Below are 13,479 nucleotides of genomic sequence, written 5' to 3'. Positions count from 1 at the left end.
TAGCCTCCTACCCACGATGACTGGACCAGCCAAACCGACCGCTCCGACCCCCGCTCCCGCCAGCACCGATTCCGCGCTGGCAGGGACGTCGCGAGGAGATCAGCTCTTCAAGTGGTTGTTGACCCTCGCCGCACTGATTGTTCCTGCGCTGCTGGTCGCGCTCTTCCTGGAACTCGCCCGCGGTTCCGGGCTCGCAGTGTCGAAATTCGGGTTCAGCTTCCTCACCAACAGCACCTGGGATCCGGTCGCCGGCGAGTTCGGCGCCTTCCCGCTGATCTTCGGTACTCTGCTCACCTCGTTCATCGCCCTGCTCCTCGCGGTGCCGCTCTCGCTCGGGGTAGCGATCTACCTCACGGAATTTGCCCCGCAGGCGATTCGCAAGCCGGTCGCCACGGTGATCGAGCTGCTCGCGGCGATTCCGAGCGTGGTCTACGGTCTCTGGGGCGTGTTCGTGCTGATCCCGGTGCTCAAGGCGAGCGTCTTCCCGGCCCTGCGCGGCATGTTCGGTTTCCTGCCGATCTTCAAGGGTGCCATCTACGGCCCGTCGGTGCTCGCGGCGAGCCTGATCCTCACCATCATGATCATGCCCTTCATCATGTCGGTGTCGCGGTCGGTGCTGCTGGCGGTGCCCAACAGCCAGCGTGAGGCCGCACTAGCGCTCGGGGCGACTCGCTGGGAAGCGGTACGCACCGCGATCGTGCCGTACGCGCGGTCGGGCATCATCGGCGCCATCATCCTCGGCCTCGGCCGCGCGCTCGGCGAGACGATGGCTGTCACGATGCTGATCGGCAATCGCCACGATATCAGCGCATCGCTCTTTGCCCCTGGCTACTCGATGGCCGCCGTGATCGCCAACGAGTTCTCCGAGGCCGCGACCGAGATGCACATCTCGTCGCTCACCTATGTGGCCCTGTTGCTCTTCCTGGTCACGGTGCTGGTGAATGCTGCGGCCCGCCTGCTCATCTGGCGAGTTGCGCGCGGGGCGGCAATCGGGAGCAAGGCGCTGTGAACCCGCGCACCTGGCGCCGAGGCAAGAGCCACCTGATGGTCGGCTTGATGATGATCGCCGTGATCATCGCCATTCTGCCGCTGCTCTTCATCCTCGGCTCGCTGATTGTCAAGGGCGCGTCATCACTCTCGGTCGCCTTCTTCACCAACACGCCGGTGCCTGCAGGCGAAACGGGCGGCGGGGTGCTGCACGCGATTGTCGGCACGCTCATCATCGTGGGCATCGCCTCGGCCATCGGTGTTCCGGTCGGCATTGCGGCCGGGCTCTACTGCGCGGAATACCCGGGGAGCAAGCTGGCCTGGGTCACCCGCTTCGTGTCGGACGTGATGAACGGCACGCCCTCGATCGTGGTCGGCGTCTTCGCCTGGACTTTCATCGTCGCGACGCAGAAACACTTCTCCGGACTCGCAGGAAGTGTGGCGCTCGCCATTCTGATGGTCCCGATGGTCACGCGCACCACCGAAGAGCTGATCAAGCTGGTGCCTGGCTCACTGCGGGAAGCCGCGCTCGCGCTGGGCTATTCGCGCTGGCGTACTTCACTCACCATCGTGCTGCGCACCGCGTTGCCCGGGATCGTCACCGGTGCGCTGCTGTCGGTGGCCCGGGCAGCGGGCGAAACCGCGCCGTTGCTCTTCACGGCGCTGGGGAGTCAGTACCTCTCGTTCAACCCGAATCAGCCGATGGCCGCGCTGCCCCTGGTGGTCTTCACCTACGCGTCGGGTCCGTATGAGGAGTGGCATCAGTTCGCCTGGGCCACGGCGCTGGTGCTGATCCTCGTGGTCTTCGTGCTCTCCATGGCAGCCCGGTTCGCCACTCGCCAACGTTTCTCGTCCGGTGGCTGACCTCGTGCCGCGGGTGCAGACCGACAAGCTGAGCGCGATGTACGGCAAGTTCACCGCCGTGAAGGGGGTCTCGGTCGACTTCGCCCCCAACAAGGTGCATGCCCTCATCGGTCCGTCGGGCTGCGGCAAGTCGACCTTCCTGCGCACCCTCAACCGGATGCACGAGATCTCCGAGGGCGGCTGGATCGCGGGGCGCGTGCTGCTCGATGGCAATGACGTCTATGCACCGGGGGTCAACCCGATTCAGCTTCGTCGTCGGGTGGGAATGGTTTTCCAGAAGCCAACCCCCTTTCCGATGATGTCGATTTACGACAACGTCGCAGCCGGCCTGGTGATCGACGGCAAGCGGCCGCGCAGCGAACTCGATGCCATCGTCGAGCGATCGCTCCGCCGCGCCGCGCTCTGGGAGGAGGTCAAGGATCGCCTCCGGACCAGTGCCATCGGGCTCTCCGGCGGGCAGCAGCAGCGGCTCTGCGTGGCGCGCACCATCGCGCCCGAGCCGGAAGTGATCCTGCTCGACGAGCCGACGGCATCGCTCGATCCGCAGGGCACTCAGCGTATCGAAGAACTGGTGATCGAGCTCAAACGTGATTTCACGATCATCATCGTGACCCACAACATGCAGCAGGCGGCGCGGGTCTCCGACACCACCACCTTCTTCTATCTGGGCACGATGATCGAGCACGGTGCGAGCAAGCAGATCTTCACCGCGCCAACCAACGAGCAGACCGAGGCCTACATCACGGGACGGTTCGGATGACCCCAGTCCTCGACGATGGCGTCGCGGTGCCGGTACGCGCCCCTCGCAGTGGCACGGCAGCCGCCGGCCCGGCAATCGATGCCGATGCGTGCGTCGATGTCCGTTCATTCTCTTTCTGGTACGGCGCACGTCAGGTCCTGCACGACCTGACGTTCACGATCCCGAAGCAGGCGGTCACCGCAGTGATCGGCCCTTCGGGGTGCGGCAAGTCGACCTTCCTCCGGTCGATCAACCGGATGAACGACCTGATCGCCGACGTACACGTCACCGGCGACATGCTGGTGGAAGGGCGGTCGGTCTACGATCCCAGGCTCGACCTCGTGGCCCACCGGCAGCGGGTCGGGATGGTGTTCCAGCGCCCCAATCCGTTCCCGAAGACGATCTACCAGAACGTTGCCTACGGCCCGCAGCTCAACGCCCTGGTGCCACGGAGCGAGATTCCGGATGTGGTGGAAGAGTGCCTGCGTCGCGCCGCACTCTGGGATGAAGTGAAGGATCGCCTCGACACCCCCGCCACCGGCCTCTCGGGTGGGCAGCAGCAGCGGCTCTGCATCGCCAGGGCCCTCGGCAACCGGCCATCGGTGCTTCTGATGGACGAGCCCTGCTCCGCGCTCGATCCCGGCGCCACAGCAAAGGTCGAGGAATTGATCTTCGAATTGAAACGTGACTACACGATCGTGATCGTCACGCATAACATGCAGCAGGCGGCCCGCGTCTCGGAGCTCACCGGTTTCTTCGATGCCGGCAAGCTGGTGGAGATGGGGCCAACCAAGCAGATCTTCACGGCGCCGAAGCACGAGCGTACGGAAGCGTACCTGACAGGGAGGTTCGGATGAGCGGGGAAACCCATCGCCATTTTCACGAGCAGCTGAGCCACGTCAAAGTGCGCCTGCTGACGATGTCGGGCGAGGCCGAGGCCGCGTTGGGCCTCGCCGTCGAAGCACTGCTCGAGCGCGACATCGCCAAGGCGCGCCAGGTCATCGCTGGCGACCGGGTCATCGACGCGATGGAAGTCGAGATCGAGGAACAGTCGATCAACCTGCTCGCCCTGCAGCAGCCGATGGCGCGCGATCTCCGGATGCTCACCTCGGCGCTCAAGATCGCGAACGATCTCGAGCGCGTCGGTGACCACGCCGTGAACATCGCCCAGTCGGCCGAACGGCTGGCGCAGAGCCGGCCGATCGCCCCGGAGCCCGAGATCATCGAAATGGCGCGCCTTGCCCGCGCGATGCTCTCCGATGCGCTCGAGGCCTTCATTCGCGGCGACGCCGCCGCCGGGCGAGAAGTCTGCCGGCGGGACGACAAGGTCGATGCCCTGCACGGCTCGGTCTTCCGGATCCTCCTCACACACATGATGGAAGATCCGCATATGATCGGCGCCGGGATGGAACTCTTCCTCGTGTCGCGCAATCTCGAGCGCGTGGCCGACCTCGCCACCAACATCGGCGAAGACGTGGTCTTCCTGGTCGAAGGAAAGTCGATCAAGCACCACGCCGAGGACCGGGGCGAACCGGCCGCGTGAGCAACCCCGCACTCGGCCGCGAGCGCCTCGGCGCCATCGACGTCGGGTCCAACTCGATCCGCCTGCTGGTGGCAGAGTACGACCCCGAGGGCGGCCTGCAAGTGATCGATGAAGTGAAGGATATGCCGCGGCTGGCCACCGGCCTTGCAGCGACGGGCACGCTCGACCCGCTGGCGATGGAGCGGGCCTTCGAGGCGTTGCGACGGATGAAGGGAGTGGCCGAGCGGCGCGGGGTCACTCGGCTCGCGGCCGTGGCCACGTCGGCGATGCGTGAGGCGAGCAATGGGCTCGAATTCGCCGAGCGCATTCGTCGCGAGCTCGCAATTCCGCTCGAGATCATCGGTGAAGACCGCGAGGCACAGCTCTCGTGGCGGTCGGTGGCACATCACTTCCGCCTCGACGATGAGCGGACGCTGGTGGCCGATATCGGCGGTGGCTCGCTCGAACTTGTCGGCGCGGTCGACGGGCTGGTGGAGGTCACGACGTCGCTGCCGCTCGGTGCCGTGCGACTCACCGAAGCGCAGCTCAATGGCCGGAAGGATTCCCGCAAGGCCGTCAATGCGCTCCGGAAATCGGTGCGCAGCACGCTCAAGAAGGCGCTGCCCTGGCGTGACTGGGTGCAGGCGCGCCTGATCGGCTCCGGTGGCTCGTTCACCAACCTCGGGCGGATGGTTGCGGCACGCCGTGGTCACCTGGGCGAAGCCGTACACGGCACCACTGTCAGCACTGGTGAGGTGGAGTCACTGCTCGAGTGGCTGGCCACCAAGAGCGTGGCCGAACGTGCCGCCGTGCCGGGGCTCAACCCGCAGCGTGCCGACATTATTCTCGCCGGTCTCGCGGTCACCGCGGAACTGCTGTCGATGGTCGATGCGACCGAACTCACCGTCAGCGCCTACGGCCTGCGCGAGGGGCTGTTGCTCGAGATGGTGGGCGCGAGCGAGCCTGCGAAGCCGGCCGATCCGGTCAAGATGATCCGCGAGTTCGTGGATCGTTGCCGTGGCGACCGTCGGCATGTGGAGCAGGTCCGGGTCCTTGCCCTCGCGCTCTACGATCAGCTCGCCGAGCAGCTCGGCTGCACGCCCGAGGAGCGGTGGCTGCTCGAAGCGGCGGCACTGCTTCACGATGTCGGGCAGCTGGTCTCGTACCGCAAGCATCACAAACACTCGTTCCAGCTGATCACGCACGCCGAGCGGATCGGCCTGGGAGCGCGCGACCGGGCACTCGTCGCGCTGATCTCGCGCTACCATCGGAAGAGCGGACCAAGCCGGAAGCACGAGGAGTTCGCCCGGCTCTCCGAGGCCGATCAGGCGATCGTTCGCCGTGTCAGTGGCCTGCTGCGCCTCGCCGATGGGCTCGATCGTGGTCACACGGCAAGCGTCGAGCGGGTGACCACCACCCTGATAGACGATCAGTTGCTGGTCCGCGCCTACCCACGGCTCCAGGACGCCGACATCTCCCTCGAGGTCTGGGGAGCCGACCGGAAGAGCGACGTGCTGGCGAAGGCGCTCGGACTCGACGTGGTGGTTTCGCCGGGCTTCTGAACCACCCTGGTTCTGACAAGAGCCAGACATCCTCTGGCCATCACCGCGATAATTTCGGGGGATGGCACTCTTCCTTCGAGCCGGTCGAGCGTTCGCGCTCCTGCTCCTCGTCGCCGCTTCCGGCGCCACCGCACACCTGTCCGCTCAGCGCGCTGATTCGGCCGACGCTGCCCGCAAGTTCTATCGCGACTCCCGCTTGGCCTTTGGCCGCGGTGATACCGCCGCAGCGTTCCAGGGCGCGGTCGCGACGGCCGCTGCGTGGCCACGCCAGGGGAGCTACGTGCGCTACCTCGCACGCGTCGCGGCAGCCACGGGGCACCCCGATGCAGCGCTCGATGCGCTCGACATCGTGACCGAGATGGGATTCGACTGGACCCCTGCCGATTCCGGCTGGGGTGCGCTGGCCGCGTTGCCGCGATTCCAGGCGCTGTCTCGTCGCGCGCTGGAGGCACTGGCGCCGATCACGGCAAGCAGCGTATCGGTAACGCTGCCGCCGTCGTTCCACCACGCGGAGGGCGTTGCGTTTGATCCGCGCACTGGCCGCCGCTTTGTCTCCAGCATCCGTTTGCGCAAGGTCGTCGCCGTCGATGCCACGGGGAACGTCAGCGATTTCATCGGAATGGCTGAACCCAAACTGTACGCCGTTTTCGGGATGGCGGCCGATGCGGCGCAGCGCGTGCTCTGGCTCACCACCTCGGCGATGAAGGAGCAGGAGGGCGGCACCGGCGCCGACAGCGGCAAGTCGGAGCTGCGTGCCTATCACCTCGACAGCGGAATCATGCTCGGCCGCTGGAAGCTTCCGGCCACCGAGCCGCACTGCCTCGGCGATGTGATCCTGGCGCCCAACGGCGCTGCGTACGCGTCCGACTCCTGTCAGCCGCACATCTATCGCGCGACGCTCGAGGGTGGCATGACCTCGATTGCAGCAACGCATCGTGATTGGCGCAACCTGCAAGGGATCGCCTTCTCGCCCACCGGCTGCACCGCCTGGGTCGCCGACTGGACCACTGGCCTCTATCGGATTGACCTGGGCAGCAACACTGTGACAGCGGTGCGCGCCGACCCCCGCCTCGTGACGCTTGGGCTCGATGGATTGTACTGGGCCGGGACCGGACGACTCATCGCCATTCAGAACGGCGTCACACCAACGCGGGTGGTGGAGCTCTCACTCAACGATGATGGCACTGCGGTTGAGGCACTGCGAGTGCTCGATCGCCCCGGTGGCGAAGCCGAGCCGAGTCTCGGCGTGGTGTTGAGCGGTGCGCTGCTGTATGTGGCCAATACCTCGTGGAACAACTACAACGGAGAAGGCACCCCGCAGGGTGCCTTCGAGCCGCAGATGCTGCGGAAGTTGCCGGTGCCGGGGCTCGCGCCAGCGACGAAACTGGCGAAGGCGCCGCGCTGCTGACTACTTCGGGGGCGTCAGTAACCACGACGCCCCCGCCGCTTCCACGCGCCACCCCGCCGGCAGCGTGAGCGACCAGCCTGCGCCGGCCCATCGCGTCGTTTCGGGCAGTACGCCTGTCGTGAACTTCGCGCTGTCGACCGAAACACGAAGTTCGTTGCGCGCAGCATTGGCGAAGGTCCCGCCTTCCGAGCTGAGGATAGCACCATCGGCACCCTTCCATTCGACGTAACCGTACACCGTGCCGTCAGCGCCCAGCGAAGTTGAGTTGGTTGGATCGAAGGCGAATCCCATTCCACCGACCGGAATCCTGAGAGTCGGGCCCTTCAGGAAGCGCTCGCGAAGTTCGCCGATCTTGCGTGACATTTCAGCCCAGCGGTCGTTCTCCTCCCGGCGGATCTGCTCCAGCCCGTACGCTCTTCCCAATTGTTCGGACGCTGCGGCGAGCTTGACCTGGTTGCCGGCTCCCTGCAACCAGTCGGCCACATTCGTTCCGTCACGACCGAGCGTCGCGGCGAGGAGCGTCTGGAGATCCAGCCGCGTCCGCAGTGCCGTTCGCCACCCGGAGGCATGGCGGTCGAGCAGGTAGCCGTACCCCGGCCCGGTGAAGTAGGCAAAGGACCGACCAAAGCTACGGCTCGCGGGCGCACGCGTGCGCAATACCTGGCTCAGTTCCGCCGCGCTGTTTCCGCTGAGTTTCCAACCGGTGTATTCGGCCATTCCTTCGCCGAGGTCGAGGAGCCGCTCTCTGAGGCGTTCTCCTGCGGTGGCCCTGCTGTAGCGCATGGCCCGGAACGTCAGCGCGGCCTTGACCGCTGCGCGTTCCGCCATGCTCCCCGGACGCGCATCGAGCGCGGCGACCAATGCGGCCCACTCGAGTCGGAGCCAGATTCGACCATCAGGCTGATCCAGCAGTTCTGCCCCGGGATCGAACTGGTTGTATGCCGGCAACGGCAGGATGCGCGGCTGAATCACGTGCCATCGCTCGTGGATGACCAGCCGGCTCGAGGCCATCGCATCGGAAGCGAGGGGGAGCATCATCATCGCCCAGGTGCGCCCCGCCCAGGCAACGGCAGTGTTCGCCACGACGAGTCCGGTCGGGAGCGCGCCCGCCCACCACCCGTCGGCGCCGGTGGTGAAACCCTCGCTCCGGGGATCGGCCGAAAGGAGCGCGCGCTGGTCGGCTACGAGGAAGAGCGGAACAGAATCAAGGCGAGCCCCCCACAGTTTCCCCGCATCGGTGCGCAACCGCAGCTGGACGGTTTGTTCGACCGCCCGGGGCCAGGCGAGCAGCGTCGAGTCTCCTGGCGCCTGTGCCGCCAGCGCGGAAACCGAGACTGCCACAGGGAGGAGACGGAGGACGCTGCGGAGTGGAGTGATCATCAGAGCGGTTGCCTCAAGGAGTCACGCGGGGCCGCGCGACCCTGCCAAGTGAAATTCGATGCACCAAGGATGCGAAGTCGCAGCGCCTCCCCGCCACGGGCATCGCGAAGGATCAGCGTCTCTCCGTGACGCACGATCCTGTCAGGCGGCACCCTGTTCCCCGCGAGGGTGGCACCGACGACTTCCCGGCCCGCGAAACGAATGGAGAACGGCCCGGCATCGTCGGCCGCGAGCACGGTCCGGATCGGCGCCGGGTTCGCCAGCAGGAATAGTGCGGCAATGGCCGCGACCAGCGGCAGCGCCAGCGATCGGGGGATTGTCCGGAGTCGCGACTGACGAACGCACACACTGAGGACGTCCCGGAGATGGGAGACTCCGGTCCGCGTGCCGCGCGACTCTGTCAGGTCGCCAAGAATCTCTTCGAGATAACTGGGATCAATGAGCCATCGGAGCACGGATTCCCGGCGGATCCTCATGCGCGAATCGCCGAGCCGGCGTGGAGCCGGGCTCGGATCTCCTGCATCTGGCGCAGGGCCGCGGCGCCGGGCGCCGTCAGTTCGAAGTAGCGCTTCCGGCGACCGCCGCGTTCGGACGTCGCACCGCCGACCGAGGAGCGCAGCAGCTTCTTCTGCTCGAGTCGATCGAGCGTGGCGTAGACCGCGCCGAGCGAGATCTCCTCGTGGCACTCGCACTCCAGCGCGTCCTGGATGGTGACGGCATACCCCTCGCCGGCCTGCCGGCCGACGACGATGAGCACCAGCTCTTCAAACGATCCGAGACGATCCATACCTACATTGTATGGGAAATGGCGCGCGGCGTCAACCCTCGGGATCCATCCCGCTCACCGTCGGCCGTCGAGCACGTCCCTGACGCCAGTCACCAGCTCTTCCAGCGACCACGGCTTCGCGATCATCGGCACGGCGGTACTGCTCTCGTTTCCTGCGGCGTCCATCACATCGGCGTGGCCGCTCGAGAGCGCAACGCAGACCCGCGGATCGATCGCCCGCAGCTCGCGCACCAGATTGAGCCCATGCATCTCGGGCATGATGTAGTCCGTCAGCACGAGGGCGATCTCACTCCGCCGTTCGCGCCAGATGGCCAGCGCCTCGGCCCCATTTGTTGCTTCGAGCACGGTGTACCCGTAGCGGCGGAGCACGCGACTGCCGGTGCGGCGCAATTCTTCCTGATCATCGACGAGCAGGATCGTCTCGCTCCCCCGCGCAAGCTGTACCACTTGCGGCCGTCGACGCCGCTCGCGCAGTGGTGCGTCCTCGGTGAGCACCGGGAAGTGGAGCCCGAAGGAGGCGCCTTTGCCGGGCGCGGTGCGCAACGTCACATAGCCGCCGTGCTGCCGCATCAGGCCATATACCATCGAGAGCCCGAGCCCGGTCCCCTGCCCGATCGGCTTGGTCGAGAAAAATGGCTCCAGCACGCGCTCGGCTACGTCGGGACTCATGCCGCAGCCCGTGTCGCTCACGCGCACCGTGACGACGTTCCCCACGAGGACTTCGTCTTCGGTACCGAGCACGCGCGCCGACAGATCCTCGTCCCAGCCGTCGCCCGGCCCAAAGAGCTCGAGGCGAATCGCCCCGCCGTCCGGCATCGCGTCGCGCGCATTGGTGATGAGATTCAGCAGCATCTGCTCGACCGCATCCGGATCGGCGAAGATCAGTGGCAGCTCCTGCGGAATCGCAACCTCGAGCTGGTGCTGGCCGGCCAGCAGTCGCGACAGCATCGGCGCCAGGTCGCGCACCACCGGTCGGAGATCGACCGCGCCGAAGACCAGATCGCCCTCACGCGAGAAGCCGAGGAGCTTGCGGACCATTCCCACGGCACCTTGTGAGGCCGCGAGGAGGTCGCTCATCGCTACCGCTTCCTCGGAGTCGACCGGGAGGGTTCGCGCGACCAGTTCGCCGTTCGCGATGATGACCGAGAGCACGTTCTTGAAATCGTGGGTCACGCCACTCGTCAGCTCGCCGATGGCGCGCAGTTTCTGGGCGTGATGCAGCTGCCGCTCCGCGAGACGCTGCGCGGTGTTGTCCTCGTAACTCGCGAGTACCCCGGCGATCTCCCCATCGGGTCCGGGAAGCGGCACTTTGGTAACCTGCACGTGGCGCGGTTGCCCCTCTGGCGAGGGGATGATCAGTTCGTATTCGAGATGGGTGACCTCGCCGCTCACGATCTTGCGATCCGATTCCTGCAGTCGTGCCGCATCGCCGCCCCAGAGCAAGTCGGTATCGGAGAGCCCGACGAGCTCGGCAGGATCGGCGAGCCCGGCGTCCTTCGCAAAACGGAGGTTGCCACCGAGGTACCGGCTGTGGCGGTCCTTCCAGAGCACGCGACTCGGGATCGTGTCGAGCACCAGCCGCAGCCGTGCCTCGGCCTCGCCCAGTGAGCGACTCAGTTTGCGTTCGGCGCTCAGTGCACCGCGCACGAGGAAATAGACCGCGACTGCGGTCACACAGACGAAGAACCACCCCTTCCAGTTCTGGAGCCGGGTCAGGGTGTCGGGATCGCTAGCGAGTGATTCGACCGCTGCGTCGGAGTAGGAGATCCAGAGCAGGCCGAAGAGCAGGTAGGCGACCGCCACCGCGAAGGCGCGATGGCGCTGGAGAAACGTCGGGTGCCCGGGGTCAGGCGCCGTACGGCACCCAGATGTTCTTCACCTGCGTTGCGTGACGCAGGAACTCGGTTCCCTCACCATCGGCGGGGTCGGCCCAGTTGCGCACCGTCCACTCGGTCCAGGTGCGCTTCATGTTGCCGGCCGAGAGCTTCTCGGCCTCAGTCGCCTCGGCGCGTGTCGCGAAGACCCAGATCGCATCGACGTCATCGTGTCCGGCGAGCGCCGTGAGCAGTTCCTTGCGCAGGCCGGTGACGATATTGACCACACCACCAGGCAAGTCGGAGGTATCGAAGATCTGGTAGAGGTCGGTGGCCAGGAGTGGCGCCACCTCGGACGGGATCGCGACGACGCTGTTCCCCATCGCGATCGCCGGGAGCACGGTTGAGACGAACCCGAGCAGCGGTGCCTCATCAGGACAGGCAATGCCGATGACGCCGAGTGGCTCCGGCATCGCGAGCGTCACATTGCGAAGCGGTGTGTGGTGCACGGCGCCGTCGTACTTGTCGGCCCAGGCCGCCCAGGTGAAGCAGCGCTGGATCGCTGCCTCGACTTCGGCGGCGCCGCCCGCCTTGCCGCTGATGGCAGTGAGCCGCGCCGCGAACTCTTCCCGACGCGCTGCGAGATTCTCGCCGATGTAGTAGAGCACCTGCGCGCGCAGGTGCGCCGTACCTTTCCCCCACTTCGACGCGGCGTGTGCCGCTTCCACCGCATTGCGGATGTCCTTCCGGTTGCCACGCCCGATCTCGGCGATCACCTCGCCCTTGGCCCCGTGGACCGGCAACGAGTAGCCGGAATCGGGCCGCGCCTGCTTGCCACCGATGTAGAGCTTCGGAGTGCGATCCACCCCGGGCAGGCCATCGGCGCTCGCCACCGCATCGGAGCCAATCGCTTCTCGCTTCTCGCTTCTCGCTTCTCGTTCAGCACGCTTGCCGTGCGAAGATCTCAGATACTCGTACATCCCCTCCCTGCCACCCTCACGCCCGTATCCACTCTCGCGATAGCCACCGAAACCGGCCGCAGCATCGAAGACATTGGTGCAGTTGATCCAGACCGTGCCGGCCTTGAGCCGCGGCGCGAGGTCGAGCGCGAGGTTGATGTTCTCGCTCCAGAGCGACGCCGCCAGTCCGTACCGGGTGTTGTTGGCGATCTCGACCGCTTCATCGGGCGTGCGGAAGGTCATCAGCACCACGACCGGTCCGAAGATCTCGATCTGCGCCACCGTAGCCGCCGGCGACACGTTGGTGAACAGTGTCGGCGGATAGAAGAGTCCTTCGGTCGGCACGCTCCACGACGGCTGCCAGCAGGTGGAGCCCTCGGCGATTCCCTGCTTCACGAGTTCATCGATGCGGGCGAGCTGCACCGGTGCCACGATCGCGCCGATGTCGACCGCCTTGTCGAGCGGCGAGCCCACGCGCAGCGTCTCCATCCGGGCGCGCAGCTTCTCCACCAATCGATCGGCAATGCTCTCGGCCGCGAGGATGCGCGAGCCGGCGCAGCAGACCTGCCCCTGATTGAACCAGATCGCGTCGACCACGCCTTCGACCACCGAATCCATATCGGCGTCATCAAAGACGATGAACGGCGACTTGCCGCCGAGTTCGAGGGTGAGCTTCTTGCCGCTGCCTGCGGTGGCGCCGCGGATCGCGCGGCCGACATCGGTCGAGCCGGTGAAGGCGACCTTGTCGACCCCGATGTGATTCACCAGCGCGGCGCCAGTGCGACCGTCGCCCGTGATGATGTTCACGACGCCCGGCGGGAAGCCGATGTCGTGCAGCAGGTCGGCGAAGCAGAGGGCGGTCAGTGGCGTGAACTCCGCCGGCTTGAGCACGACCGTATTTCCGGCTGCGATCGCGGGAGCAATCTTCCACGCCATCATCAGCAGCGGGAAGTTCCAGGGAATCACCTGGCCCACCACGCCGACCGCTTCCATCCCCGGAAATTCCTTGTCGAGCAACTGCGCCCAGCCGGCGTGGTGATAGAAGTGTCGCGCCACGAGCGGAATGTCGATGTCGCGGGATTCACGAATAGGCTTGCCGTTGTCGAGGGACTCCACCACCGAGAAGAGCCGCGCGTTGCGCTGGATGCCGCGCGCGATGGCATAGAGCCAGCGAGCACGACCGTGCCCACCGAGCGCTTTCCATCCTGGCAATGCCGCCCGCGCCGCGGCCACCGCGAGGTCGACATCGATCTCGCTCGCCTGGCTCACCTGCGCGAGTTCGGCGCTGGTCGCCGGGTTCGACACCACGAAGGTGTCGGCCGGCGCCGTCCACGCGCCGGCCACGAAATGGCCGAAGCGGCGATGATGGCGCTCGAGCCATTCGATTGCCTGCGCTGGCGATTCCGGCGCCGGGCCCCAGGCCATGGATTCGAATGCGTCGCGGACAGAGGTCATGG

12 protein-coding genes are annotated in these 13,479 nt (G+C 66.4%); 7 read left to right on the top strand and 5 right to left on the bottom strand.

Annotated features, from left to right (window positions below):
• Positions 1-16 precede the first annotated feature (16 nt).
• The 7 genes from pstC (at position 17) to V4558_15385 (ending at position 7,082) form a co-directional block, all read left to right on the top strand.
• Complete coding sequence (gene pstC / locus V4558_15415; protein MES2306891.1) at positions 17-1,009, top strand: phosphate ABC transporter permease subunit PstC; 993 nt, start codon at positions 17-19, stop codon at positions 1,007-1,009.
• Positions 1,006-1,851 carry a phosphate ABC transporter permease PstA gene (pstA, locus tag V4558_15410; GenBank protein ID MES2306890.1) on the top strand — a complete coding sequence of 282 codons (846 nt, stop codon included), beginning with the start codon at positions 1,006-1,008 and terminating at the stop codon, positions 1,849-1,851. Before pstC ends, pstA begins: the two co-directional genes overlap by 4 nt.
• A gap of 37 nt (positions 1,852-1,888) precedes the next feature.
• Entirely contained in the window at positions 1,889-2,611 is a 723-nt protein-coding gene (gene pstB, locus V4558_15405; protein ID MES2306889.1) for a phosphate ABC transporter ATP-binding protein PstB, read from the top strand.
• On the top strand, positions 2,608-3,447 hold the full coding sequence (gene pstB, locus V4558_15400; GenBank protein MES2306888.1) for a phosphate ABC transporter ATP-binding protein PstB: 840 nt from the start codon (positions 2,608-2,610) through the stop codon (positions 3,445-3,447). Before pstB (V4558_15405) ends, pstB (V4558_15400) begins: the two co-directional genes overlap by 4 nt.
• Entirely contained in the window at positions 3,444-4,133 is a 690-nt protein-coding gene (gene phoU, locus V4558_15395; GenBank protein ID MES2306887.1) for a phosphate signaling complex protein PhoU, read from the top strand. Before pstB (V4558_15400) ends, phoU begins: the two co-directional genes overlap by 4 nt.
• Positions 4,130-5,674 carry a Ppx/GppA phosphatase family protein gene (locus V4558_15390; GenBank protein MES2306886.1) on the top strand — a complete coding sequence of 515 codons (1,545 nt, stop codon included), beginning with the start codon at positions 4,130-4,132 and terminating at the stop codon, positions 5,672-5,674. Before phoU ends, V4558_15390 begins: the two co-directional genes overlap by 4 nt.
• Positions 5,675-5,735: 61 nt before the next feature.
• Positions 5,736-7,082: a hypothetical protein gene (locus tag V4558_15385; GenBank protein MES2306885.1), complete on the top strand. Its 1,347-nt coding sequence runs from the start codon at positions 5,736-5,738 to the stop codon at positions 7,080-7,082.
• Here V4558_15385 and V4558_15380 read toward each other — a convergent pair whose 3' ends face one another.
• From V4558_15380 to V4558_15360, 5 genes are read right to left on the bottom strand one after another with little or no spacing between them, the layout of a single operon-like run.
• On the bottom strand, positions 7,083-8,462 hold the full coding sequence (locus V4558_15380) for a hypothetical protein (protein MES2306884.1): 1,380 nt from the start codon (positions 8,460-8,462) through the stop codon (positions 7,083-7,085).
• A complete protein-coding gene (locus tag V4558_15375; GenBank protein ID MES2306883.1) occupies positions 8,462-8,938 on the bottom strand; it encodes a hypothetical protein in 477 nt (158 codons plus the stop codon). The genes V4558_15380 and V4558_15375 overlap by 1 nt, the downstream gene beginning before the upstream one ends.
• Positions 8,935-9,249: a helix-turn-helix transcriptional regulator gene (locus V4558_15370; GenBank protein MES2306882.1), complete on the bottom strand. Its 315-nt coding sequence runs from the start codon at positions 9,247-9,249 to the stop codon at positions 8,935-8,937. The genes V4558_15375 and V4558_15370 overlap by 4 nt, the downstream gene beginning before the upstream one ends.
• Positions 9,250-9,303: 54 nt before the next feature.
• Positions 9,304-11,052, bottom strand: coding sequence for an ATP-binding protein (locus V4558_15365; protein ID MES2306881.1), 1,749 nt, complete (start codon positions 11,050-11,052; stop codon positions 9,304-9,306).
• A gap of 43 nt (positions 11,053-11,095) precedes the next feature.
• Complete coding sequence (locus V4558_15360) at positions 11,096-13,477, bottom strand: aldehyde dehydrogenase family protein (protein ID MES2306880.1); 2,382 nt, start codon at positions 13,475-13,477, stop codon at positions 11,096-11,098.
• Positions 13,478-13,479: the final 2 nt, after the last annotated feature.

Source organism: Gemmatimonadota bacterium (assembly GCA_040388535.1).
Lineage (GTDB): Bacteria > Gemmatimonadota > Gemmatimonadetes > Gemmatimonadales > GWC2-71-9 > Palsa-1233.
This window is presented reverse-complemented; position numbering and strand designations above follow the sequence as displayed.